General features: G+C 69.8%; 20 protein-coding genes. 11 read left to right on the forward strand and 9 right to left on the reverse strand.

Annotated elements, in window-relative coordinates; genetic code table 11:
* The first annotated feature begins 43 nt into the window (after positions 1–43).
* On the forward strand, positions 44–1,315 hold the full coding sequence (gene tyrS / locus MZTS_RS10520; protein ID WP_192283785.1) for a tyrosine--tRNA ligase: 1,272 nt from the start codon (positions 44–46) through the stop codon (positions 1,313–1,315).
* A 58-nt stretch (positions 1,316–1,373) separates the two neighbouring features.
* Here tyrS and MZTS_RS10525 read toward each other — a convergent pair whose 3' ends face one another.
* Positions 1,374–4,811 (reverse strand): YhdP family protein, encoded by a 3,438-nt coding sequence (locus tag MZTS_RS10525; RefSeq protein ID WP_192283786.1) that lies wholly within the window; start codon positions 4,809–4,811, stop codon positions 1,374–1,376.
* Positions 4,812–4,961: 150 nt separating this feature from the next.
* Between MZTS_RS10525 and MZTS_RS10530 the strand changes: the two genes are divergently transcribed.
* Together MZTS_RS10530 and MZTS_RS10535 are read left to right on the forward strand one after the other, a co-directional pair.
* Positions 4,962–5,429, forward strand: a complete 468-nt coding sequence (locus tag MZTS_RS10530; RefSeq protein WP_009863158.1) for a peroxiredoxin — start codon at positions 4,962–4,964, stop codon at positions 5,427–5,429.
* 110 nt (positions 5,430–5,539) lie between these two features.
* Positions 5,540–6,715 carry a M23 family metallopeptidase gene (locus MZTS_RS10535; protein ID WP_192283787.1) on the forward strand — a complete coding sequence of 392 codons (1,176 nt, stop codon included), beginning with the start codon at positions 5,540–5,542 and terminating at the stop codon, positions 6,713–6,715.
* A 111-nt stretch (positions 6,716–6,826) separates the two neighbouring features.
* Here the strand turns inward: MZTS_RS10535 and prfB are convergent.
* A protein-coding gene (gene prfB, locus MZTS_RS10540; protein WP_192283788.1) for a peptide chain release factor 2 occupies positions 6,827–7,955 on the reverse strand; the annotation gives its coding sequence in 2 pieces (ribosomal slippage) (positions 6,827–7,885 and positions 7,887–7,955; 1,128 coding nt in all).
* 76 nt (positions 7,956–8,031) lie between these two features.
* Here prfB and MZTS_RS10545 point away from each other — a divergent pair.
* The 4 genes from MZTS_RS10545 (at position 8,032) to MZTS_RS10560 (ending at position 10,339) form a co-directional block, all read left to right on the forward strand.
* A complete protein-coding gene (locus MZTS_RS10545; RefSeq protein ID WP_192283789.1) occupies positions 8,032–8,421 on the forward strand; it encodes a ribosomal maturation YjgA family protein in 390 nt (129 codons plus the stop codon).
* A gap of 101 nt (positions 8,422–8,522) precedes the next feature.
* Positions 8,523–9,584, forward strand: a complete 1,062-nt coding sequence (locus tag MZTS_RS10550; protein ID WP_192283790.1) for an SDR family oxidoreductase — start codon at positions 8,523–8,525, stop codon at positions 9,582–9,584.
* Positions 9,585–9,650: 66 nt separating this feature from the next.
* On the forward strand, positions 9,651–9,920 hold the full coding sequence (locus MZTS_RS10555) for a type II toxin-antitoxin system Phd/YefM family antitoxin (RefSeq protein WP_192283791.1): 270 nt from the start codon (positions 9,651–9,653) through the stop codon (positions 9,918–9,920).
* Positions 9,917–10,339 carry a type II toxin-antitoxin system VapC family toxin gene (locus MZTS_RS10560; protein ID WP_192283792.1) on the forward strand — a complete coding sequence of 141 codons (423 nt, stop codon included), beginning with the start codon at positions 9,917–9,919 and terminating at the stop codon, positions 10,337–10,339. The genes MZTS_RS10555 and MZTS_RS10560 overlap by 4 nt, the downstream gene beginning before the upstream one ends.
* Before the next feature lie 87 nt (positions 10,340–10,426).
* On the opposite strand, the gene MZTS_RS10565 is transcribed toward MZTS_RS10560, so the two are convergent.
* From MZTS_RS10565 to MZTS_RS10580, 4 genes are all read right to left on the reverse strand, one after another.
* Positions 10,427–12,130, reverse strand: coding sequence for a lysine--tRNA ligase (locus MZTS_RS10565; RefSeq protein WP_192283793.1), 1,704 nt, complete (start codon positions 12,128–12,130; stop codon positions 10,427–10,429).
* Positions 12,131–12,296: 166 nt separating this feature from the next.
* Positions 12,297–13,226, reverse strand: coding sequence for an AEC family transporter (locus MZTS_RS10570; protein ID WP_192283794.1), 930 nt, complete (start codon positions 13,224–13,226; stop codon positions 12,297–12,299).
* A 183-nt stretch (positions 13,227–13,409) separates the two neighbouring features.
* The gene (gene rpmB / locus MZTS_RS10575; protein ID WP_192283795.1) at positions 13,410–13,715 is read right to left on the reverse strand and encodes a 50S ribosomal protein L28; all 306 of its coding nucleotides are present in this window, start codon (positions 13,713–13,715) and stop codon (positions 13,410–13,412) included.
* Positions 13,716–13,946: 231 nt separating this feature from the next.
* Positions 13,947–14,810, reverse strand: a complete 864-nt coding sequence (locus tag MZTS_RS10580; RefSeq protein ID WP_192283796.1) for a tetratricopeptide repeat protein — start codon at positions 14,808–14,810, stop codon at positions 13,947–13,949.
* 144 nt (positions 14,811–14,954) lie between these two features.
* Between MZTS_RS10580 and MZTS_RS10585 the strand changes: the two genes are divergently transcribed.
* Entirely contained in the window at positions 14,955–16,361 is a 1,407-nt protein-coding gene (locus MZTS_RS10585; RefSeq protein WP_192283797.1) for a leucyl aminopeptidase family protein, read from the forward strand.
* A 17-nt stretch (positions 16,362–16,378) separates the two neighbouring features.
* On the opposite strand, the gene MZTS_RS10590 is transcribed toward MZTS_RS10585, so the two are convergent.
* Together MZTS_RS10590 and MZTS_RS25470 are read right to left on the reverse strand one after the other, a co-directional pair.
* Positions 16,379–16,627, reverse strand: a complete 249-nt coding sequence (locus MZTS_RS10590; RefSeq protein ID WP_009866513.1) for a hypothetical protein — start codon at positions 16,625–16,627, stop codon at positions 16,379–16,381.
* A 111-nt stretch (positions 16,628–16,738) separates the two neighbouring features.
* On the reverse strand, positions 16,739–17,530 hold the full coding sequence (locus MZTS_RS25470; RefSeq protein WP_009866514.1) for a cold-shock protein: 792 nt from the start codon (positions 17,528–17,530) through the stop codon (positions 16,739–16,741).
* A 400-nt stretch (positions 17,531–17,930) separates the two neighbouring features.
* Between MZTS_RS25470 and MZTS_RS10600 the strand changes: the two genes are divergently transcribed.
* A complete protein-coding gene (locus MZTS_RS10600) occupies positions 17,931–18,407 on the forward strand; it encodes a response regulator (protein ID WP_009866515.1) in 477 nt (158 codons plus the stop codon).
* A gap of 7 nt (positions 18,408–18,414) precedes the next feature.
* Here the strand turns inward: MZTS_RS10600 and MZTS_RS10605 are convergent, their stop codons facing one another.
* The gene (locus MZTS_RS10605) at positions 18,415–19,362 is read right to left on the reverse strand and encodes a metallophosphoesterase family protein (protein WP_192283798.1); all 948 of its coding nucleotides are present in this window, start codon (positions 19,360–19,362) and stop codon (positions 18,415–18,417) included.
* Between the two features lie 249 nt (positions 19,363–19,611).
* Here MZTS_RS10605 and MZTS_RS10610 point away from each other — a divergent pair, with 249 nt between their 5' ends.
* Positions 19,612–20,367, forward strand: a complete 756-nt coding sequence (locus MZTS_RS10610; protein WP_192283799.1) for a lysophospholipid acyltransferase family protein — start codon at positions 19,612–19,614, stop codon at positions 20,365–20,367.
* Positions 20,364–21,668 carry a glycosyltransferase N-terminal domain-containing protein gene (locus MZTS_RS10615; protein WP_192283800.1) on the forward strand — a complete coding sequence of 435 codons (1,305 nt, stop codon included), beginning with the start codon at positions 20,364–20,366 and terminating at the stop codon, positions 21,666–21,668. The genes MZTS_RS10610 and MZTS_RS10615 overlap by 4 nt, the downstream gene beginning before the upstream one ends.
* The last annotated feature ends 3 nt before the right edge of the window (positions 21,669–21,671 follow it).

Here is a 21,671-nt window from a genome sequence, read left to right on the forward strand (position 1 = left end):
CCCCTGTCGCGCCGCTTAAAAAAGCCCGAGACCGAGCCTGACGATGACCGCCGAGAGCTTCGCGCCGAAATCCGACTTCATCCGGGTGCTGCAGGAGCGCGGCTATATCCACCAAGCCTCCGACCTCGCCGGCATCGACGCCCTGGCGGCGGAGGGTGGGCTCACGACCTATACCGGCTACGATTGCACGGCGGCCTCGCTCCATGTCGGCCACCTGCTCTCGATCATGATGCTGCACTGGCTGCAGCAGACCGGCGGCAGGCCCGTCGTGCTGATGGGTGGCGGCACCACCCGCGTCGGCGACCCGTCCGGCCGCGACGAGACCCGCAAGATCCTGACCCTGGAGCAGATCGAGGCCAACAAGGAAGGGATCAAGAAGACCTTCTCGCGCTTCCTCTCCTTCGGCGAGGGCGGCGGCGAGGCGGTGATGGTCGACAACGCCGAGTGGCTGACCAAGCTCAACTACATCGAGATGCTGCGCGACATCGGCCGGCATTTCTCCGTCAACCGCATGATGTCGATGGACAGCGTCCGGCTTCGGCTGGAGCGCGACCAGGAACTGTCGTTCCTGGAATTCAACTACATGATCCTTCAGTCCTACGACTTCGTCGAGCTGAACCGCCGCTTCGGCACCCGCCTGCAGATGGGCGGCTCGGATCAGTGGGGCAACATCGTCAACGGCATCGACCTCGGCCGCCGCATGGGCACGCCGCAGCTCTACGGCCTGACCTGCCCGCTGCTCACCACCGCCTCCGGCGCCAAGATGGGCAAGACCGCCGCCGGCGCCGTCTGGCTCGATGCGGGCATGCTCAGCGCCTACGATTACTGGCAGTTCTGGCGGAACACCGAGGATGCGGACGTCGCCCGCTTCCTCAAGCTGTTCACGCTGCTGCCGCTCTCCGAGATCGACCGGCTCGCCGCGCTTCAGGGCGCCGAGATCAACGAGGCCAAGGCGATCCTGGCCACCGAGGCGACGCGGCTGATGCACGGCACCGAGGCCGCCGAGCAGGCGGCCGAGACCGCCCGCAAGACCTTCGTCGAGGGCACGCTCGCGGCGTCGCTGCCGAGCGTCGCCGTCCCGCGGTCGGTGCTGGAGGCCGGTCTCGGCGTGCTCACCGCCTTCGGCCCGGAGCATGCCAAGCTCGTCCCCTCGACCAGCGAGGCGCGCCGGCAGATCAAGGGCGGCGGCCTGCGGGTCAACGACGTGCAGGTCAGCGACGAGAAGGCGGTGCTGGGCCTCTCCGACCTGACGGCGGAGGGTGTGATCAAGCTGTCCTTCGGGCGCAAGAAGCACGTGCTGCTGCGGCCGGAATAGGCCGGGGCCGGCCTTCCGGCCCCACGCCAGCCCCTCCGGGCGCCGGCCGACGATGGGGCTACTGCCCCTCCTGAGACCCGCCATTGGCGAAGGCGTCGCCGCCGCCCGCGCCGAACAGCTTGCGCAGGAAGCCGGGGGCCACCGCCGAGAGCGGGTTCACGCTCACCGTCGGCTTCGCGATCGGTCCCGACACGGCGAAATTGACCGCGAACAGGCCCTCGTTGCTGCCGCCCGCCAGCAACGGGCCGAACAGCGGAACCTGGGCCACCACGTTGTTGAGCCCGTAGAGCGGCACGAAGGTGCCGTCGATCTGGGTGCGCTCCTTGGCGGTGTCGAGCCATCCGCTCGCGGTGAAGCCCATGGCCGGGTTGGAGATCGCCGCATCGGTGAAGCTGACCCGCGAGCCGGTGCGGGTGAAGTTCGCCCGCATCTTGTCGAAGCCGACATCGTTGGCATTGGCCGCCGCCCGCCGTCCGTCCGCGGGCGGCGGCGCCTGGGCGACGATGCTCGACAGGGCGGGCTCGTTGCGCAGGGCGAAATCCTTGATCTGCACCACGCCGGCCTGCGGGCCGTCGGTGAGATAGACGTTCAGCATCAGCCGGCCACCATACATCCGCTTGTAGATGTCGAGGAAGCGCAGCGTCGCGCCGGAATCGGCGGATTCGAGGGTGAGCAGCGGCTGCCCGCGCTCGGCCCTGACCACGGCGTTGAGCGGAGACGCGCCGAAGCGGCCCTTGAACTGGGCGCTGCGCAGGTCGCCGCTCTTGAAACTGGCTTTGAGGGTCGCGTTGGTGAGCGACTCACCGTTGAAACCGGCGAGGATGCTGGCGGCGACGTCGGCCTCGATATCCTTGCCCGCATCCTTGCCGCCCTTCTCGTCCGGGCCGGTCATGCTCTTGAGGAAAGGGCGCGCGTCGATCACGGCGCCCTTCACCGCCACCTTGTAGGACGAGCCCGCCCGGTCGAGGCTGACCCGCATGTCGTCCCCCGGCGAGAGCTTGAAGGTGGTGAAATCGGCCCGCTCCAGATTGCCCTCGGCCGAGATCGTGGCGCTGCCCCGCGCCTGGGCGGTGCCCGCGTCGAGGGCGATGTCGCGCAGTTCCATTAGGCCGCCGGCGGCCTCGGTCAGGGTGAGGCCGAGGCGCGCGGCCTTGCCCGAGGGTTTGCTCCAGCCGGGGACGAGCCCGTTGATCGAGGCCCGGGTCAGGTCCGCCTCGATCCGGGCCGGCGCCTTGCCGGCGGAAGCGGGACGTCCCACCGGCACCACCACCCGAGCCGGGATGACGCCGCCGAGCTGGGGCGCCGTGGGCAGGCCGCGCTTGGCGCGGAAGGCGTCGTCGAGGCTCGCGGTCACCACGGCCTCGCCTGGGCTGCCGGGCTTGGGCTGCTTGAGATCGATCGCGATCGGCGCGCCGAGCAGCCGGCCGTCGCCCTTCAGGGAAAAGCCGTTGCGGTCGTAGGACAGGGCGAACCGGCCCGCCTCGAAACGATCCTTGCCGAGCGCCTTCTCCATGCTGAGGTCGGTGAGCGTGCCGGTGAGCGTCACCGGCATCTCGGCGAGGTCGGGGACGTGCTTGAGGTCGATCGGCACGTCGATACGCAGATCCGCCCTGCCCCTGATCGCGGCGGGATCGATGTCGGCGCCGGTCAGACCCTTGAACATGCGGGTTTCGAGGAGGGCGGCCAGCGAATCGGCGCTGCCGGAGAGGCGCAGGCCGAGCTGGGCGAGCACCTTCTCCGGTTGCGGGTCGCGGATCAGGAAGGAGGCGTCCGAGATCGTCAGCACCCGCGTGTCCGACAGGCGGATCTCGGCGGTGGCGTTCTGGATCGTCGTGGTGCGCCCGGTGACGAGGCCGGAGACCCGGCCGCCGCTCAGGGGCGGCGCGTCCTGCGAGATGGCGAGCACCGCGTCCGACATCGCGAAGCTGGCCTTGAGCGCCTGGTCCGGCATCGGATCGCCGCGGGTGGCCGCGGCGAGTTCCGGGCCGCTCATATCGACCTGGATGTCGGCCTGCTCGAGCCGCCCGCTGCGCAGCTCGGCGACGAGATAATTGCGCACGGCCGGCGCGATGTTGTCCGGCCAGAGCCGCAGGGCGGTGCGGCCATCGGTGTCGCTGGCGGCGATATGCAGGGTGAGGCCGTCATCGTCGGCGGTCGTGCCGACCGTGCCGCTGAGGCGGCCGTTCACGCCCTTCCCGGTGAGGGTGATCGCATCGATGTTCACGCCGCCGTTGCGGCCGCTGAATCGCCCCGTGACCTCACCGATGCGGAAGGACGGGTCGGTTCGGGCGGCGCCGCGCAGCAGCACGTCCCGCCCGTCGATCGCCAGGGTCCACGCCTCCTCTGCGCCGTGGGGGCCGATGGCGAAGGCGCCGGTGAAATGGGCGTCGTTGCCGCCGCCCTTGTAGTCGATGGCCGAGATGTCGAGGGCGCGCCGGGTCTCGTCCCAGCTCGCCTCGGCGCGCAACTGGTCGATGACGACAGGGTTGAAGTCCTTCTCATCGATGAGGAACAGGCCCTCGCCGGTCTTCACCTCCGCCTTCATCGTCTCCAGGCGCCCGCCGGCCAGCACCACATCGGCCTTGGCCGACAGCTTCAGGTCGGTCTCCACCGGTAGCTTCGAATGGCCGGAGAGCAGCAGCAGATCGCTGACGGGCAGGTCGTCCAGGGTGATGACGCCCGCGCGCCGCCCCTCCCCCGCCTCGTGGACGCGGCCGCCGAAGCGCCATTCACCGTTGGGTCCGTCGATGCGCAGCTCGAACACCCGCGCGCCGTCATTGGCGCCGCGGCGGAACAGGCCGTTCACCCGCTCGAAGCTGGCTTGGTGGCGGGCATCGTCGACCAGCGTCAGGCGCCCGTTGGTGATCCGCGCCCGGTCGAGGGCGCCGATGACGCCGGCCGGGTCGAGAACCACGCCGAAGATCGAGGCGACCGCCGCCGAGACCGGCGAGACCGTGCCGCGGGTGGCGTCCACGCTCGGCAGGGTGTGCGGCTTGGCCGCGTCGGCCTGGGTCGGCGCCGAGGCGGCGAAGGCGATCGAGCCGTCGTCATGGACGAGGGCGGTCATCTGGATGTCGCGGAACTCGATGGAGCGCGGCTGCACCGAGAGGCGCAGCAGGGCCCAGGTGTCGAGGCTGACCACCGCCAGGGGTGCGCGCACCACCAGGGCGCCTTCCGGATTGTAGACGTCGAGTCCGCCGACCCGCAGGGCGAGGGAGGATTCGGAATCGAGTTCGAGGGCGCTGTCGCGCAATTCCACCCGCCAGCCTTCGCCGAAGCGGCCGGCAACCGCCTCCGACACCTGACGGGTCAGGCCGTCGACGCGGACCGGCCCCTGCGACAGCCGCAGGACCAGAAGCCCGCTGCTCAACCCGACGAGGAAGACGAGGAGCATCGCGCCCCACAGGAGCGGGCGCCGCCGCCGCGGCGCCTTGCAGGGAGGCGGTGCCTTCTCCACCGCCGCCTGGAGCAGGGTCCTGGCCGTTTCCTGATCCATCACTCGTTCGCTGCTGCACCCGTTGGGTCGGGCGGAGGTCGGTTCGCCGCGGCGTTCTTTCCTCAGGATTCGGCCTCTCCGGCATGGCGTGTCCGGAGCGATGCGTGCATCAGTTCAGGCACACCATCAATCGGCCGAAAGGAAGGCGAGATGCCGCTTGAGCCCGGCGATGCCGCTCCACTATTCTCGTTACCCGGAGCTGGGGGTGAGACCATCTCCCTGGAAACTCTGCGCGGTCACAAGATCGTGCTTTATTTCTACCCCAAGGACGACACCAGCGGCTGCACCCTGGAGGCACAGGGTTTCAATGCCCAGGCTGAGGCCTTCGCCGAAGCCGGGGCGCGGGTGATCGGCGTCTCGCCCGATTCCGTGAAGAGCCACGACAAGTTCCGGGCGAAGTACGGACTGACCTTTCCCCTGGCTTCCGACGAGACCAAGTCGATGCTCGAGGCCTACGGGGTCTGGGTCGAGAAGAGCATGTATGGCCGCAAGTATATGGGCGTGGAGCGCACCACCCTGCTGATCGACCGCGAGGGCGGCATCGCGCGGATCTGGCGCAAGGTGAAGGTGCCGGGCCATGTCGAGGAGGTGCTGGAGGCGGTTCGCGCCCTGGCCTGATTCCGTCTCTTGGCGTCCCGGCTCTCGTCCGGGCTGCCGGAATTCAGTCTCAGCCTTCCTTAACCCTAATCGAGTGTGATCGTCGGACGTCCTCGAACGTCCGACGCGTCATGCCATCGACTGCCTGGGCCGGCCGCGCCACCGGCTTCCGCCTTCCCTCCGAGCGACTCCTCGTCCGTCTCCTCGGCATCGGTTTCGCCCTCGCCATCCTCTGGGCGGGAGCGGCGAGCTATTACCTCGTCTTTCACGACGAGATGCTGGCCCGCTTCGTCTCGCGCCAGAGCGCGATGCAGTTCGCCTACGAGGAGCGCCTCGGCGCGCTGCAACGGGCCCTCGACCGGTCGGCCCTGGACCGTCAGGCTGCCCGGGGCAGCCTTGAGAGCCGTCTCGCGGCGCTCGCGGAGCGGCAGAGCCTGATCGAGGCCCGCCAGGGCCAGATCTCGGGGCTCGTCGGTGCGGTGGCCCCAGTCGAGACGGTCCAGCCCCTCTCGTCGGCGGCGGCCGAGTCGGCGCCGCGCCACTTGAAGCCGTTTCCGACGCCGGACCTTCGCAAGAGCGCGGATGACCGGGCCGAGGCCGCCGAGCACGGATCGGCCGTGCGCCTGACCCGGCTGGAGCAGGCCCTCGACCGGGTCGCCACCGCGCAATCCCACGCCGTCGCCGAAGTCGCGCGCCGGGCCGGATCCAGTGCCGGACGCTTTCGCGATCTGATCGCCCGCACCGGTCTCTCGCCGGCAAGGTTCGAGTCGCAGGCGGCAGGAACCGGTGGCCCACTGGTGCCCCTGAACGGTGATGCCTTCGACCGGGGCCTGGCCGATGCCCGGCGGCAGATCGAGGAGGAGACGCATCTGCGCCGGGTCGCCGCCGCCCTCCCCTTCCGCCAGCCGATCCCCGGTGATCTCGCTTTCACCAGTGCCTTCGGGGCGCGACTCGATCCGTTCACCCGTGGTTATGCCCTGCATACCGGCGTGGACATGCGCGCCGAATCGGGGGCTCCGGTTCGTGCCACCGCCGCCGGCCGGGTGACGGCGGCCGATTATGCCGGCGGCTACGGCAACATGGTCGAGGTCGATCACGGCCGCGGGCTCGTCACCCGCTACGCGCATCTGTCGGGCTACGCCGTCTCGGTCGGCCAGCGTGTCGAGGCGGGGACGGTGGTGGGCTTCGCCGGCTCGACCGGCCGCTCCACCGGCAGCCACCTGCATTACGAGACCCGCATCGACGGCGAACCGGTCGATCCGCAGCGTTTCCTGCAGGCCGGGGCGCAGCTGGTTTTCGCGGATTGAGGCCGCTCGGCCTCACGCCGCCATCGCAGCCCCCGTCATCGCTTCGTCTTCGTCTCGCGTTACCTGAGGCGGATCCCGACACAGAGCCGGGATCCGAACTCAGCTCCGGCCTCAGTCGATGTCCTCGACCGCCTCGCTGCCGCCATAGACGCGCTGCGCCAGGGAGGCTTCCATGAACGGGTCGAGGTCGCCGTCGAGCACCTCGTCCGGGTCGGTCGATTGCGTGCCGGTGCGCAGATCCTTCACGAGCTGATAGGGCTGCAGCACGTAGCTTCGGATCTGGTGGCCCCAGCCGATATCCGTCTTGGCGGCAGCCTCGGCGTTGGCCTTCTCCTCGCGCTTCTTCAGCTCCAGCTCGTAGAGGCGGGCGCGCAGCATGTTCCAGGCGGTGGCCCGGTTCTTGTGCTGCGAGCGCTCCTGCTGACAGGCCACCACGATGCCGGTCGGGTTGTGCGTGATGCGCACCGCCGAATCGGTCGTGTTGACGTGCTGGCCGCCCGCGCCCGACGACCGGTAGGTGTCGATGCGGCAATCGGATTCCTTGATCTCGATCTCGATCCGGTCGTCGATCACCGGATAGACCCACACGCTCGCGAAGCTCGTGTGCCGGCGCGCATTCGAATCGTAGGGTGAGATGCGGACCAGCCGGTGCACGCCCGACTCGGTCTTGAGCCAGCCATAGGCGTTGTGGCCCTTGATCAGGAGCGTGGCGCCCTTGATCCCGGCCTCTTCGCCGTCGGTCATCTCGACGATCTCGACCTTGAACTTCCGCCGCTCGGCCCAGCGGGCATACATGCGCTGGAGCATGTTGGCCCAGTCCTGGCTCTCGGTTCCGCCGGCGCCGGCATGGACTTCGAGATAGGTGTCGAAGCCGTCGGCCTCGCCGGAGAGGAGCGTCTCGACCTGACGGCTCGCGGCCTCCTTCTCGACCGCCTTGATGGCGGCCTCGCCCTCGGCGATGGAGGCCGCGTCGCCCTCCATCTCGCCGAGTTCGATCAGGGTCGCGGCATCCTCGAGATCCTGCTCGAGCTTCTTGATCGCGGTCACGGCCTCGTCGAGCTGCTGGCGCTCGCGCATGACCTTCTGCGCGGCCTCCGCATCGTTCCAGAGGTCGGGGTCTTCGGACGCGGCGTTCAGCTCCGCGAGACGTTTATCGACTGTATCCCAGTCAAAGATGCCTCCTCAGCAGCCCTATAGACTGCTTGGCGGCATCCGAGGCCTGTTCGATCTCGGCGCGCATCTGGTGTGAAACTCGTATGGCGGTGTGGCCGGGGGTGATACCGGGCGCCTTCCGCCCTGTAAACCGCCGTCCCACGATGCCCGACCTTCGAACCCGCCGCTCTCACCTGCTTCTCGCCACCGCCGCCGTGATCGCCGCCGGTCTCGCCATCCGCCTGACGCCCCTCGGATGGCCGCCGATGGTGGTGAAATATGCCGGTTCGATCCTGTGGGGCGCGATGGTCTACGGGCTCGTCGCTTTCCTGCGCCCGGCCGCAGAGACGGGCAGACTCGTGGCCCTCGCCGGGCTCATCGCCGTCGCCGTCGAGCTGTTCCGTCTCATCCATGCCCCCTGGCTCGACGCGTTCCGCCTCACCCTGCCCGGCCAGCTGCTCCTCGGCCGCCTTTTCTCGGTGTGGAACATGCTGGCCTACGCGGCCGGTATCGCGGCGGCCGCCGGGCTCGATGCGGCGGCCCGGCGCGCCTGAACCCCATCGCTCCAACAGATCGAGAGGTCCCAGGGGACCGTTCCGCTCGCTCAAGAGTTGCCGGCGGTGAGTCGCGGCAGCCTCGGCAACCGGGAGCGGACATGGCGGACAGGCAGGGCAGAACGGTCGTCGTCACCGGGGCGAGCGCCGGTGTGGGGCGCGCCGTGGCGGTGGAATTCGCGCGCCGCGGCTGGAACGTCGCGCTGTTCGCCCGGGGCGAGAAGGGCCTGCGCGGTGCCGTGCGCGCGGTCGAGCAAGCCGGCGGCCGGGCCCTCGCCTTCGCTGCGGATGTCGCCGATGCCGAGGCTGTCGCCCAGGCCGCCGACGAGACCGTGGAGCGGTTCGGCGGCATCGACGTGTGGGTCAACAATGCGATGGTGACGGTCTACGCCCCCGTCCACCAGATGACCGCGCAGGAATTCCAGCGAGTCACCGACGTGACGTATCTCGGGCAGGTCCACGGCACGATGGCGGCCCTCGCGCATATGCGCCCGCGCGATGCCGGCACTATCGTCCATATCGGCTCGGCGCTCGCCTATCGCTCGATCCCGCTCCAATCGGCCTATTGCGCCGGCAAGGCGGCCGTGCGCGGCTTCGTCGATTCGCTGCGCACTGAATTGCGGCATGACCGCAGCCGCGTCCGCGTGACGACGGTGCATCTCCCGGCGGTGAACACGCCGCAATTCGACTGGGCCCGCTCGACCCTGCCGCGCCGCCCGGAGCCGGTGCCGCCGATCTTCCAGCCGGAGGCCATCGCCCGCCATGTCTACCGGGCGGCGCGGGACGCGCCTCGGGAGCTGTGGATTGGAGCCTCTGCCTGGCAGGCGATCCTCGGCAACATGCTGATCCCCGGCCTCATCGACCGCTATCTCGGCCGCTACGGCTATCAGGACGAGATGACGAGCCGCGCGGCGATTCGCGGGCGCGCCGACAATCTCGACGAGCCGGTCGATACCGATCCCGGTGCCCATGGCCGTTTCGATGCGCGTGCGAGCGACCGGGTGGTGGCCGTCGATCCGGTCTGGTTGCGGGCCGGCGCGGTGGTCGCGCTCGGGGCACTTGCAGGCGCTGCCTTTGCGGCTGGCGGGTCAGAGCGGGCTCGACGGCTGAAGCGCGTGGAGAGGGCCAGCTCAGCCCGTAGGGGCTCGAGCCCACAACCCTGAAGGCTTGATGCTGCTGGGATTGAAGATGTAGTAACGTTCCTACATCGTGCGCGGAGAACCAGCGCCATGCCTATCACGACGTTTTCAAGCCGAGAACTGAACCAGCACGTCACGCAGGCCAAGGAGGCGACAAGGGACGGGCCAGTCTTCATCACCGATCGCGGCAAGCCGTCCCATGTGCTGCTGAGCATCGAGGAATATCGGCGGCTGACGGAGCAGCGACGAAACATCGCCGACGCTCTGGCGATGCCTCGCCGAGAGGATGTTGATCCAGAAGACATCGACTTCGAAGCACCGCGCTTGAACATCGCGATCGAGCCCGCCGATCTCTCATGATGTACGTGCTCGATACCAACGTCGTATCGGAGTTGCGAAAGGTCAGATTCGGCAACGCCCATTCCGGTGTCGCCGCTTTCGCTGCGGGAGTCGATGCGGCGGCTCTCTTCGTGTCGGCGATCACGATCATGGAGCTTGAGCTTGGCGTTCTTCTGGCCGAACGGAGAGATGCCAAGCAGGGCGCAAGACTGCGTGATTGGTTGGAGCGGCAGGTTCTGCCCGAGTTCGACGGTCGAACGCTTCCTGTCGATAGAGCCGTCGCGCAGCGATGTGCTCGCTTGCATGTGCCCGACAAGCGTGGCGAGCGGGACGCGCTGATTGCCGCCACCGCGCTTGTCCACGGCATGACGGTCGTGACGCGCAACGTCGCCGATTTCCGTCCGACCGGTGTCGGTCTCCTCAATCCCTGGGACCAGTGACGGCTCAATCCGAGCCGAACCGGCGTCGGACAAAGCGGCGGGGGGCCTGCCGTAGCCGATGGGCTCCCCCGCTCATCTCAGACATCCCTACTCCGCCGCAGCCTTGCGACTCGCGAGGAAGGCCTCGTGCTCGGCCACCAGCGCGCCGCTCAGCGCCTTCTCGATCAAGGCCCGGGTGCCCCCCACGCCGTAGAGGGCGATGAACGAGCCGAAGCGCGGGCCCTGCGCTTCACCGAACAGCACATTGTAGATCGAAGCGAACCACGTCTTCGACACGCCAGGCCGTCCGTCCGGGCTCTTGGCCTTGCCGGACAGGTCCGGGAAATGGCGCCGGCCGACCTCGTAGACGATGGCCTGCAGGGCTTCCGGATCGGTCGAGCCCTCGTGCTCGGCGAGCGTCTCCGAGAGGTCGCGCAGGGCTGCCGCCTCCTCCTCGGTCGGGGCGCGGTACTGCTTCTGCGGGCGCACGAAGTCCCGGTAATAGGCGAGCGCCCGGGTCACGAGGCCGGCGAGCTTCGGATGCGTCTCCGGGCCGACCTGCGGCGCGTAGCGGCGGATGAAGCCCCACAGCACCGCCTCGTCCTCGGCATTGGCCACCGCCACGAGGTTGAGGAGCATGCCGAAGGAGAGCGTCGTGCCGGCCTCGTCGATGGTTTCGACGGCCGGCGGCTCGCCCGCGTGAAGGTGCCAGACCGGATTGCCGAGGCGGTGCTTCGCCTCCTGCCCGGCGAAGCGCCCGAGGAAGTTGTCGTATTCGTCGACGTTGCGCGGAATCACGTCGAAGAACAGGCGCTTGGCCTCGCGCGGCTTGTTGTACATGAACAGGGCGAGCGACTCAGGGGTGGCGTAGGTCAGCCACTCGTCGATGGTCAGGCCGTTGCCCTTCGACTTCGAGATCTTCTGGCCCTTCTCGTCGAGGAAGAGCTCGTAGTTGAAGCCTTCCGGCGGCTCGGCGCCGAGCGCGCGGGCGATCTGGCCGGAAAGCTTGACCGAATCGATCAGATCCTTGCCGGCCATCTCGTAATCGACGCCGAGCGCCACCCAGCGCATCGCCCAATCCGGCTTCCATTGCAGCTTGACGTGGCCGCCGGTGACCGACGTCTCGTAGGCCTCGTTGGTGTGCGGATCGCGCCAGACGATGGTGCCGGCGGAGGGGCGCACCTCGTCGATCGCCACCTGCATCACGTGGCCGGTGACCGGATGGATCGGCAGGAACGGCGAGTAGCTCGCCGAGCGCTCGGCCCGCAGCGACGGCAGCATGATCGCCATCACCGCCTCGTAGCGCTCCAGCACGAGGCGCAGGGTGTCGTCGAAGATGCCGGACTTGTAGCACTCGGTGGCCGAGCGGAACTCGTAGTCGAAGCCGAAGGCGTCGAGGAAGCGGCGCAGCTCGGCGTTGTTGTGGTGGCCGAAGCTCTCATGGGTGCCGAACGGGTCCGGCACCTTGGTCAGCGGTAGGTTGAGGGCCTCCCGCAGCATCTCGCGGTTCGGCACGTTGTCCGGCACCTTGCGCAGGCCGTCCATGTCGTCCGAGAAGGCGATCAGCCGGGTCGGCACCGCGTCCTTCGTCAGCACCCGGAAGGCGTGGCGCACCATCGAGGTGCGGGCCACCTCGCCGAAGGTGCCGATATGCGGCAGGCCCGAGGGACCGTAGCCCGTCTCGAACAGGACCTCGCTCTTCGGCTTCTTCTCCAGCCGCGCCACGAGCTTGCGTGCCTCTTCGAAGGGCCAGGCGGCGGCGGAGGCCGAGGCCTCCAGAATGTCGGGATCGAGGCGAAGGGGCGCGGACATCGGACAGACTTTTCGGGGTACAAGACAGGCGCCACGCTGGCCCTGCGAGCCGGGGCGCGAGAGCGGGCAACCTATGGAGCGGGGCGGCGCGGGTCAACGCGGCCAACCTGTCCGACGGCGCGGGATCCTGTGAAGGGCGAGAATCGGGGCGGGTGACCGCCCCGGATTATCCCCGCCCGAGCACCAGCAGCCAGCCTAGGGTGGTGGCGGTCGCCGCCAGGGTCGAGACCAGCACGGCGGCGGCCACCAGCCCCTGCTCGCTCTTGTAGCGCGTGGCCAGCAGGTAGGCGTTGATGCCCACCGGCATCGCCGCGAACAGCACGGCGACGCCGGCATAGGCCGGCGGCATGGTGAAGACGTGGAAGGCCAGGAGGTAGACGGCGAGCGGGTGCAGCCCGAGCTTCAGCGCCGCGACGATGCTGGCGCCGGGCAGATCGTGCAGCACCTTGTAGCGGGTCAGGCCCGCGCCGAGCGCGATCAGGGCGCAGGTCGAGGCCGTGCCGCCGAGCGCATCGATCAGCGCCTTCGGGATGCCGGAGGGTGACAGGCCGGCCGCCTTCATCGCCATGCCGACGACGAGCGCCAGGAAGATCGGGTTCCGGGCCAGCACGAGGCCGAGGGTTTTCAGCCGCTGGCCTAGGGGCCGCCCGCCCTCCGATTCGATCAGGAAGGTCGCCGCGCCCATCATCAGAGGCAGGTGGACGGCGAGCAGCATGAACAGCGGGAAGGCGCCCGATTCGCCGTAGGCCTGGAGAATCATCGGGACGCCGACGAAGACGGTGTTCGACTGGCTCGCGGCGAAGCCGTGCAGCACGGCCCCGCGCCGGTCCACCCCGGCGGTTCGCCGCCCGATCAGCGAGCCGGCCGCCCAGGCGATGGCCGCGCCGCCGAAATAGCTCGCCCAGTAGCCCCAGGCGATTTCACCGGACAGGCCGGGGCGGGTCAGCGTCGAGACGATCAGCGCCGGTACCGCCAGAGAGAAGACATATTCCGACAGGCCGTCGCCGACCCGCTCGGAGATGATCTTCGTGAGCGAGGCGAGCCATCCGACCAGGACGAGGCCGAAGATCGGGATGATGAGGGTGAGCGCCGTCATCGGCCGCAACTGCCCTGTCAATATCTGTCACAGATCTCCGCAACGCCGTCGCGGCTGCCGGAGCTTCTGAAGGCCGGGAGTTCCGTGAGATGTCCTCGAACGGCGAAGGCCACCGGACGTCCGCGTCCGGTGGCCTTCTCATGTCTGACGAGGAAGCGCGGGCGCTAAGACACCCGCGGGACCTTACGCGGCGGCGGGGGCCGCGACCTCGGCGATCTTCTTCTCGATCTCGCGCTTCAGGAGGCGGGCCGTCTGCGACAGCTCGATCTCACGGGCCTTGACGAGGAAGGCGTCGAGACCGCCGCGATGCTCGACCGAGCGCAGGGCGTGCGCGGTAACGCGCAGGCGGACGCGGCGATTGAGGGCATCCGACTGCAGCGTGACGTTGCAGAGGTTGGGCAGGAACCGGCACTTGGTCTTCCGGTTCGAGTGGCTCACGAGGTGACCGACCTGAACGGCCTTGCCCGTGAGTTCGCAGCGACGCGACATCGTTACAGTCCTGTCAACGTTAGGCCGGGTCTCGGCGCTGAAGCGTTTCGGCAATGCCACACGGCTCTCGCGCCGAGGGCGTCGAACCCTCGCGACAATCGATACCGGCGGAGTCCTATGGAAGTGGCGAGCCTATAGGGGAGGCGCCCCGGATTCGTCAAGGTCGGTGAGCGATATTCCGGGCTCCGGTGCAGGCCGAGATCCGGAGATCCCGCCCGTCACCCAGGGATATCACGGTACTGCCGTGCGAGCGAGCTGACGCCCGGGCGCCTGAGCCGACTTCGCCGCGCTGGGCCGCGTGGCCACGGCACGGAGCGCGGTCATGTTCGCGGCGACCTCGGCGGGGCCGAGATCCTGGGCAAGCACCCGCTCGGCCTCGTCGTAGCGGCCCCTGAGTCCCAGCACCAGGGCGAGATTGCCGCGCACACGGGCATCCGCCCTCGGCTGCGCGGCGGCGAGGCGCAGGGTCGTCTCCGCCTCGTCGAGATGGCGGGACAGGGCGTAGGACAGGCCGAGATTCGACAGCACCCGCGGCTCGTTCGGGACGATCTTGAGGGCGGCGTCGTAGAGGCTCTGAGCCCGGGCATGATCGCCGGTCTGGTCGGCCACCATCCCCTGGGCCGAGAGCACGCGCCAATCGGGCTGGGCCGGGCTGTGCGCGTTCTGGAGGACCTCGGTGGCCTCCTGATAGCGCCCGGCCTCGGCGAGGCTCTTGCCGTAGGCGGCGAGCACCGCCTTATCCTTGGGATTGCGCAGGGCGACCTGCTGCAGCACGGCCGCTGCCTGGGTTTTCTGGTCGGTCGCCCGCAGGGCCTCGGCGTAGCGCATGGCATTGCGGGTATCGTTCGGATCCGACGCGTAGCGCGCGGCCAGGGCATCGATTTCGGCGCGGGGAGACCGCTCCGTCCGTCCGCCGAGAAGGTTGAGGCCGCCGATCGAGCCGGTCGTTTCCGGCGAACGGCTGTGGCATCCAGCCAGACCGAGGCCGATCACGGCCGCAGCGAGCAGGCGGCGCGCCCGGACCGCTGCCGGCAGGCTCGGGGCCGGGCCGGACCCGCCGGTCCTCTCGGAGTGGCACGCAAAACTCCCGGTCACCGGTCGCCCTCTCTCTGATCGCGACAGCGCGGCGGGAGTTTCGTGAGAGACACGCCATCGTCTCCCGCCCTCCGGCCGGCTTGCGCCATGCCGATGGCGGAGTGATAGAGCGTTAACCCTAATGGCCAGTTAAGCTTACCTCTCATGCCCCTTACCAGAGCCTCCGACGGATCCCTGCTCATCGCCGCGACCCCGGAGGCGGTGCCGATCCGCCCGGTGACGGCGGAGAACTGGAACGCGGTCGAGGCGGCGCTGCCGGAGCCGCAGCGGAGATTCGCCGCCGCCACCGGTTTCACGCCCAAGGCCGGGCGCATCGCGCTCCTGCCGGGCGAGGATGGCGGCCTCGCCTGCGTGCTGTTCGGCCTGGGCGATGCGGGGGCTCCGTCCCGCGACCGCTTCCTGGCCGGCAAGCTGCCCGCCGCCCTGCCTCCGGGCGATTACCGCTTCGAGGCGAGCGACGGTTTCGATGGCGCCGAGGCGGCCCTGGCGTGGTTGCTCGGTGGCTACCGCTATGAGCGCTACCGCAAGCCCGGTGAGCCGCGTCCGCGCCTCGTCGCCCCCGAGGGGGCCGATGCGGCGGCCATTGCCCGCGTCGCGGCGGCGGTCGCGGCCGGGCGCGACCTGGTCAATACGCCCGCGAACGATCTCGGCCCCGCCGAGATCGAGGCGGCGATTCGGGATCTGGGCGCGCGCTTCGGCGCGACAGTCGCGGTCACCCTGGGCGAGGAATTGGAGCGGGACTTTCCCCTCGTCCATGCCGTCGGCGCCGCCTCGCCGCGGGCGCCGCGGCTCATCGACCTGACCTGGGGCAAGGCGGAGAATCCGCTCGTGACGCTGGTCGGCAAGGGCGTCGTGTTCGACACCGGCGGGCTCGACATCAAGCCGGCGTCCAACATGCTGCTGATGAAGAAGGATATGGGGGGCGCCGCCGCCGCCCTGGCCGCCGCCGAGATGATCATGGGCGCGGACCTGCCGGTGCGGCTGCGGCTGATCGTGCCGAGCGTCGAGAACGCCATTGCCGGCGAGGCCTTCCGCCCCGGCGACGTGATCCGCTCCCGTGCCGGCCTCACCGTCGAGATCGGCAACACCGATGCGGAGGGGCGCCTGATCCTGGCCGATGCCCTGGCGCTCGCCGATGCCGAGGAGCCGGACCTCATCATCGATTTCGCGACCCTGACCGGTGCCGCCCGGGTGGCGCTCGGCCCCGACCTGCCGGCCTTCTTCACCGAGGATGGGGCGCTGGCCGAGGCCGTGGCGGAGGCGGGCGAGCGCGTGAACGATCCGGTCTGGCGCCTGCCGCTGCACGCGCCCTATGCGAGCCTGCTCGATTCGAAGATCGCCGACCTCAACAACGCGCCGGGCGGGCCCTTCGCCGGGGCCATCACCGCCGCCCTGTTCCTGCGCCGGTTCGCGCCCCGCACCAAGGCGCATGTGCATTTCGACCTGTTCGGCTGGAATCCCTCGACCAAGCCGGGCCGGCCGGAGGGCGGCGAGGTCCAGACCGCCCGCCTCGCCTACGCGCTGGTGGCCGGGCGTTATCCGGCGCGCTGATTGAAGCGCCGGCGGCGTCAGCGTCTCCCGGCGGGGCGCGACGCCTCCGGCCGGTGGCGCTCCTGCGCCCGCGCCACGCTCGGCGGAAGCCTGTCTTCCGGCTTTCCCGCGCCCGCCTGCGCCGGCCCGAGGGCCGAGGACGAATCTCCGCCCCGCTCGAAGGCCCAGCCGGCATTCACGCCCGCATAGAAGCCGGTGAAATCCTCCGCCGCGGCGGGGGCCGCGCTCAAGAGGAGCAGACCGAGCACGCTCGCCGTCCGCCGCATCGCCTCACCTTCGCTCACACCCGCTGTTGGGCCTGCCGCCCGACAGCGGCAAGGGGCCAAACGAAAACGGCGGCCCTGAGGCCGCCGCTTCGTCATCGCGTGATGCGCCGATCAGTAATCGACGTTGATGCTCTGAGCCTCACGGCCCTTCTGGCCATCGACCACGTTCAGCGTGACCTGCTGGCCCTCGGCCAGCGAGTCGAGGCCGGCGCGGGACAGGGCCGAACGGTGGACGAACACGTCCTTGCCGCCGTCGTTCACCGACACGAAGCCGAAGCCCTTGGCCGGATCGTACCACTTCACGGTGCCGGTCATCTCGACCGACGGGCCGCTGGCGACACGGCCCCCACCGCCGAAGCGATCACGACCGCCACCACCGAAGCGGTCGCCGCCACCGCCGAAGCGATCGCCGCCGCCGAAGCGGTCACCACCGCCGAAGCGATCGCCGCCGCCGAAGCGCGGGCCAGCTTCGCGCCGGGGCGGAGCCGCCTCGGCCGTCGAGGTGTCGACGCTGGTCACGGACGTGACCTGCGGGCCCTTCTGGCCCTGCGCCGTCTGAACCGTCAGACGCGTGCCGGGCAGGAGGTCGTCGTGGCCGGCCGCCTCGACCGCGCGGATGTGGAGGAAGGCATCACCGGAGCCGTCGCCGAGCTCCACGAAGCCGAAGCCCTTCTCCTTGTTGAACCACTTGACCGTCGCATCACGCTCCGGGCCCGAGGGGGCGACGGGAGCACGAGCCGGGCCGCGGTCGAAGCCGCCGCCACCGCCGCCGCCGAAGCGGTTGCCGCCGCCACCGAAGCGGTCACCACCGCCCGGAGGGAGTTCGTCCGGCCACCGCGGCTCAGCACCCCCATCGTCGAAGCCGCGCTTCTGCGGCCCCCTGAAATCACGACCACGTCCCATTGAAAGCTCGCAAAAACCGTCCGCTCGCCAAGTCTCGAATACCGCGTGCGCGCTATCTCGAGACAGCCCACGCCCCGCACTATCATCCCCCCGGCTGCGGCCACCGGAAGCAACGCCTTAGGTCTGACGCAATCCTGCCGATACCGCAAGGATCTTCTAACCGGAACGTGCCTCGGGCTCCCCTTTTTCGCGCCGAACGGGGTCGGTGAGCCTCCTGGGCCGCCCTCGGCGAAGCCGGGCGGCAATTCCGGCTTACGTATGATGGTCACCCGGAGGGCGATTCTTCCCGGTACCCGCCGTTACCCGCGAGAGTGACGCGCGGTTTTAGGAAAACGAAAACCGGCGCCGGGCTAGAATCGCCTCGAAACGCTCCGGACCTGCCCTGGGCGCGCCGCCGCCAATGATCGCAACCCCGACCTTCCCGGATCTCTCCGCCCTCGTCGTGGACGAGAGCCTCTATATCCGTCGCATCGTGCGCGACATGCTGATGCGCGTCGGCATCAAGCGCGTGCTGGAGGCGCCCGATGGCGCCGAGGCGCTGGGTGTGCTCGCCGAGAGCAAACCGGATCTCACCATCATCGATTGGGATCTGGCGATCCTGTCGGGGGAGGAATTCATCCGGCTCGCCCGCACCCCGGCGACCTCGCCCTCGCCGACGGTACCGATCATCCTGATGCTGGCCCAGCCGCGCCGCAACGTGGTCGACCGGGCGATCGCGCTCGGGGTCAACGAGATCATCGCCAAGCCGTTCTCGCCCAAGACCCTGTGGTCGCGCCTGGACGAGGTCATCAACCGCCCCCGTCCGTTCTCGCAGGTGAAGAGCCTGCTGCGCCCTCTGCCCCGCACCAGCAGTCTGGCCAAGATGGGCGTCGCCTGACGCAGATTCAGGCCCGGCGCAGGCGTCGCCGATGCACGTGCCCGATCCGGTCGGCCGGCGGCATTGCGATGTCGAACCCCGACAGTTCGGCGATGCCGCCTTCCTCGTCCAGGCCGCGCTCTGTCACGGAGATGCGAAAGCCCTCCCCGTCCTGCGCGATCGTGTAGAGGTAGTAGGAGGCGCGCCGGTTGCTGAGCAGCGTGCGCGCCGAGGCCGAGGGCGCGCCCACCACCGGCACCGGCCGCCCGTCCGGCCCCGCGATCCGGGCCACGCTGCCGACATGGTTGTGCCCGTGCAGGATCAGGTCCGCTCCGGCCCGGCCGATCATGGCGGAGAAATTGGCGGCATCCTTCAATTCCCGACCCGCGGCCGCCCCGCCTGGATGGGGCGGATGATGGATCATCACCACACGACAGGGCCGCTCGGCTTCCGCGCCGAGACCATGCAGCAGGCGCTCGGCCGCCTCGATCTGTGCCGGACCGAGGCGCCCGCTCGCGGCGAAGGGCTTAGTCGGAATCGCCGAGGAGAGGCCGACCAGGGCGAGCGGCCCGCGCCGCCGCAGATAGGGAAAGCTGCGGGCCTGCCCCGCATCGTCCTCGGTCCAGCCGCCGCAGGCGGCGAGCAGGCCCTCCAGCGAGCCGCGGACATAGGCGTCGTGGTTGCCCGGCACGAAGCTGACCCGGTCCGCCGGGCCCAGGGCTTCGAGGAAGACACGGGCGGTCTCCCACTCGTCCGGCAGCCCGAGATTGCACAGGTCGCCGGTGCAGGCGACGTGATCGACCCCCTGGCCGTGCAGGTCGGCGACGAGGGCGCCGAGCAGATCCATGTCGTGATGGCGCCCGCGCCCGCGGCGCCAGTTCACGTAGCCGGTGGCCCGCTTGCTGAGCAGCTGGCGCAGGCGCGGGCGCGGCAGCGGCCCGATATGCGGATCGGTGAGATGGGCGAGACGGAACATGTCGCCGCCTCGCATCGCGGGAACGCCCGCCGACGTCAATATCGGGCTGCCTGTCGGGCGATCCGCCGCAGCGGGACGGCCCCGCAGGACGCCGCATTTCTAAACATACATTTACGGATCGCATCCAATCCGTTGCTTCGGCCGCGCGGTCGAGGCTAGACAACGGCCATCCGGCAAGCCTCCCGCCCCCGGCTGGGGAGTGGCCGTAGCCCACGATCAGCGAAGCGGGACAGAGCTGTCCGAACCCCCATGGGCCTCATCAAGACCATCGGCCGCAAGCCGGGCGTCCAGCGGATCCTCGGCGTTGCCGCCGCGGGCTATCTCCGGCTCGTGCGGCGCACCAACCGCTTCACCGTGGAGCCGGAGGGCGCCTATGGGCGCCTCGACGCGACGGGTCCGTTCATCGCGGCGATGTGGCACGGCCAGCACATCATGATCTCGTTCATGCGCCGCCCGCAGGACAGGGTGGCCACGATCATCTCCCGTTCCCCCGACGGCAACATCAATACCCTGGCCCTGACCCGGCTCGGCGTTCGGGTGATGCGCGCCTCCGGCGCCCGCGGCCGCGCCGTGCGCGACGCCCGCGCCAAGGGCGGGGCCGAGGGGCTGCGCGCCATGGTCAAGGCGCTGAAGGGCGGCGAGACCGTCGCCTTCTCGGCGGATGTGCCCAAGGTCTCCCGGATCTGCGACGCGGGCATCATCATGCTGGCGCGCTTCTCCGGCTGCCCGATCGTGCCGGTGGCGGTGGTGACGAGCCGGCACATCCGCTTCAATTCCTGGGACAGGGCCTGCCTCGGCCTGCCCTTCGGGCGTGGCGCCATGGTGTTCGGCGAGCCGACCCATGTCCCGCGCGACATCACCCCGGAAGAGGTCGACGCCCTGCGCCAGCGGGTGCAGGCGGAACTGAACCGCGTCCACGACCGCGCTTACACCCTCGTCGGCCGCCCGGACCGGGTCGGTGCCTTCCCGGCGACGCGGACCGACCCGCAGGGTGGCCTGGCGTGAGGGTGCCGCCGCTCCCCATCACCCTGCGGGCCTATCGCTGCGGGCTCTATCTCGGCGAGCCGGCCGTGGCCGGGCTGCTGGCGTGGCGCTCGCGCCGGGGCAAGGAGGATCCGGCCCGGCTGCCGGAGCGCCGCGGCCTGCCCGGGCGGGCGCGGCCGGTGGGGCATCTCGTCTGGATGCACGGGGCCAGCATCGGCGAGGCACTCTCCCTCGTCGGGCTCATCGAAGGCATGATCGCCCGGGGCTGCTCGGTGCTGGTCACCACGGGGACGCGCAGCGCCGCCGACCTCCTGAGCAAGCGGCTGCCGGCGGGCGCGGTGCATCAATACATGCCCCTCGACGCGCCGCGCTGGGTCGAACGCTTTCTCGCCCATTGGCAGCCGGATCTCGCCATCGTCGCCGAATCCGAGATCTGGCCCAACACCGTCGTCTCGCTGCACCGCCGGGGCATCCCGCTCGTGCTCGTCAACGGTCGGATGTCGGAGCGCTCGTTCAAGGCCTGGGCGCGCTCGCCGCATACCGCCCGGGCCTTGCTGTCGCGGATCGCGGTCTGCCTCGTGCAGACCCGCGAGGACGGGGAGCGCTTCGCCCGGCTCGGGGCGCCGCGGATCAGCGTTGTCGGCAACCTCAAATACGATTCGGCCGTGCCGCCCGCCGATGCGCAGCAGCTCGCCTATCTCGGCGACATGATCGGCGACCGGCCGGTCTGGGTGGCGGCGAGCACCCATCCCGGCGAGGACGACATCGTCGCCCGCGTCCATGCACGCCTCAAGGACCGTTTCCCGCGCCTGCTGACGGTGATCGTGCCTCGCCATCCCCGCCGCGGCGAGGAGGTGGCGCAGGCCGCCGCCGCCGCCGGCCTGCGGGTGGCCCGCCGGTCGAAGGGCGGGCGCCCGCTGCCCTCGGTCGATCTCTACGTGGCCGACACCCTAGGCGAGCTCGGCCTGTTCTACCGGCTCTGCCCGCTCGTCTTCCTCGGCGGATCGCTGGTGCCCCACGGCGGGCAGAATCCGATCGAGCCGGTGCGCCTGGAGAGCGCGATCCTGCACGGGCACTTCGTCTTCAATTTCCGCGAGCCCTACGCCGCCCTCGACGCGGCGGGCGGTGCCCGTTTCGTGGCGGACGAAGAGGCGTTGTGCGCGAGCGTCGCCGACCTCGTGGCCGATCCGCACGCTCTGGCCGCGATGGCCCGGAAGGGACAGGCGGCGCTCCTGCCCTTCGAGGGGGCGGTGGCGCGGACCTTCGCCGTGCTCGAACCCTATGTCGTGCAGATGAAGCTGTCCGCCCGCGAGCGGGACTGAGCC

Source organism: Methylorubrum zatmanii, assembly GCF_014845115.1.
GTDB classification, from domain to species: Bacteria; Pseudomonadota; Alphaproteobacteria; order Rhizobiales; family Beijerinckiaceae; genus Methylobacterium; species Methylobacterium zatmanii.

Coding starts and splice junctions, on each gene's coding strand:
- tyrS (WP_192283785.1), top strand. CDS start 44: ATGACCGCCGAGAGCTTCGCGCCGAAATCCGACTTCATCCGGGTGCTG.
- MZTS_RS10525 (WP_192283786.1), bottom strand. CDS start 4,811: ATGGATCAGGAAACGGCCAGGACCCTGCTCCAGGCGGCGGTGGAGAAG.
- MZTS_RS10530 (WP_009863158.1), top strand. CDS start 4,962: ATGCCGCTTGAGCCCGGCGATGCCGCTCCACTATTCTCGTTACCCGGA.
- MZTS_RS10535 (WP_192283787.1), top strand. CDS start 5,540: ATGCCATCGACTGCCTGGGCCGGCCGCGCCACCGGCTTCCGCCTTCCC.
- MZTS_RS10545 (WP_192283789.1), top strand. CDS start 8,032: ATGCCCGACCTTCGAACCCGCCGCTCTCACCTGCTTCTCGCCACCGCC.
- MZTS_RS10550 (WP_192283790.1), top strand. CDS start 8,523: ATGGCGGACAGGCAGGGCAGAACGGTCGTCGTCACCGGGGCGAGCGCC.
- MZTS_RS10555 (WP_192283791.1), top strand. CDS start 9,651: ATGCCTATCACGACGTTTTCAAGCCGAGAACTGAACCAGCACGTCACG.
- MZTS_RS10560 (WP_192283792.1), top strand. CDS start 9,917: ATGATGTACGTGCTCGATACCAACGTCGTATCGGAGTTGCGAAAGGTC.
- MZTS_RS10565 (WP_192283793.1), bottom strand. CDS start 12,130: ATGTCCGCGCCCCTTCGCCTCGATCCCGACATTCTGGAGGCCTCGGCC.
- MZTS_RS10570 (WP_192283794.1), bottom strand. CDS start 13,226: ATGACGGCGCTCACCCTCATCATCCCGATCTTCGGCCTCGTCCTGGTC.
- rpmB (WP_192283795.1), bottom strand. CDS start 13,715: ATGTCGCGTCGCTGCGAACTCACGGGCAAGGCCGTTCAGGTCGGTCAC.
- MZTS_RS10585 (WP_192283797.1), top strand. CDS start 14,955: ATGCCCCTTACCAGAGCCTCCGACGGATCCCTGCTCATCGCCGCGACC.
- MZTS_RS10590 (WP_009866513.1), bottom strand. CDS start 16,627: ATGCGGCGGACGGCGAGCGTGCTCGGTCTGCTCCTCTTGAGCGCGGCC.
- MZTS_RS25470 (WP_009866514.1), bottom strand. CDS start 17,530: ATGGGACGTGGTCGTGATTTCAGGGGGCCGCAGAAGCGCGGCTTCGAC.
- MZTS_RS10600 (WP_009866515.1), top strand. CDS start 17,931: ATGATCGCAACCCCGACCTTCCCGGATCTCTCCGCCCTCGTCGTGGAC.
- MZTS_RS10605 (WP_192283798.1), bottom strand. CDS start 19,362: ATGTTCCGTCTCGCCCATCTCACCGATCCGCATATCGGGCCGCTGCCG.
- MZTS_RS10610 (WP_192283799.1), top strand. CDS start 19,612: ATGGGCCTCATCAAGACCATCGGCCGCAAGCCGGGCGTCCAGCGGATC.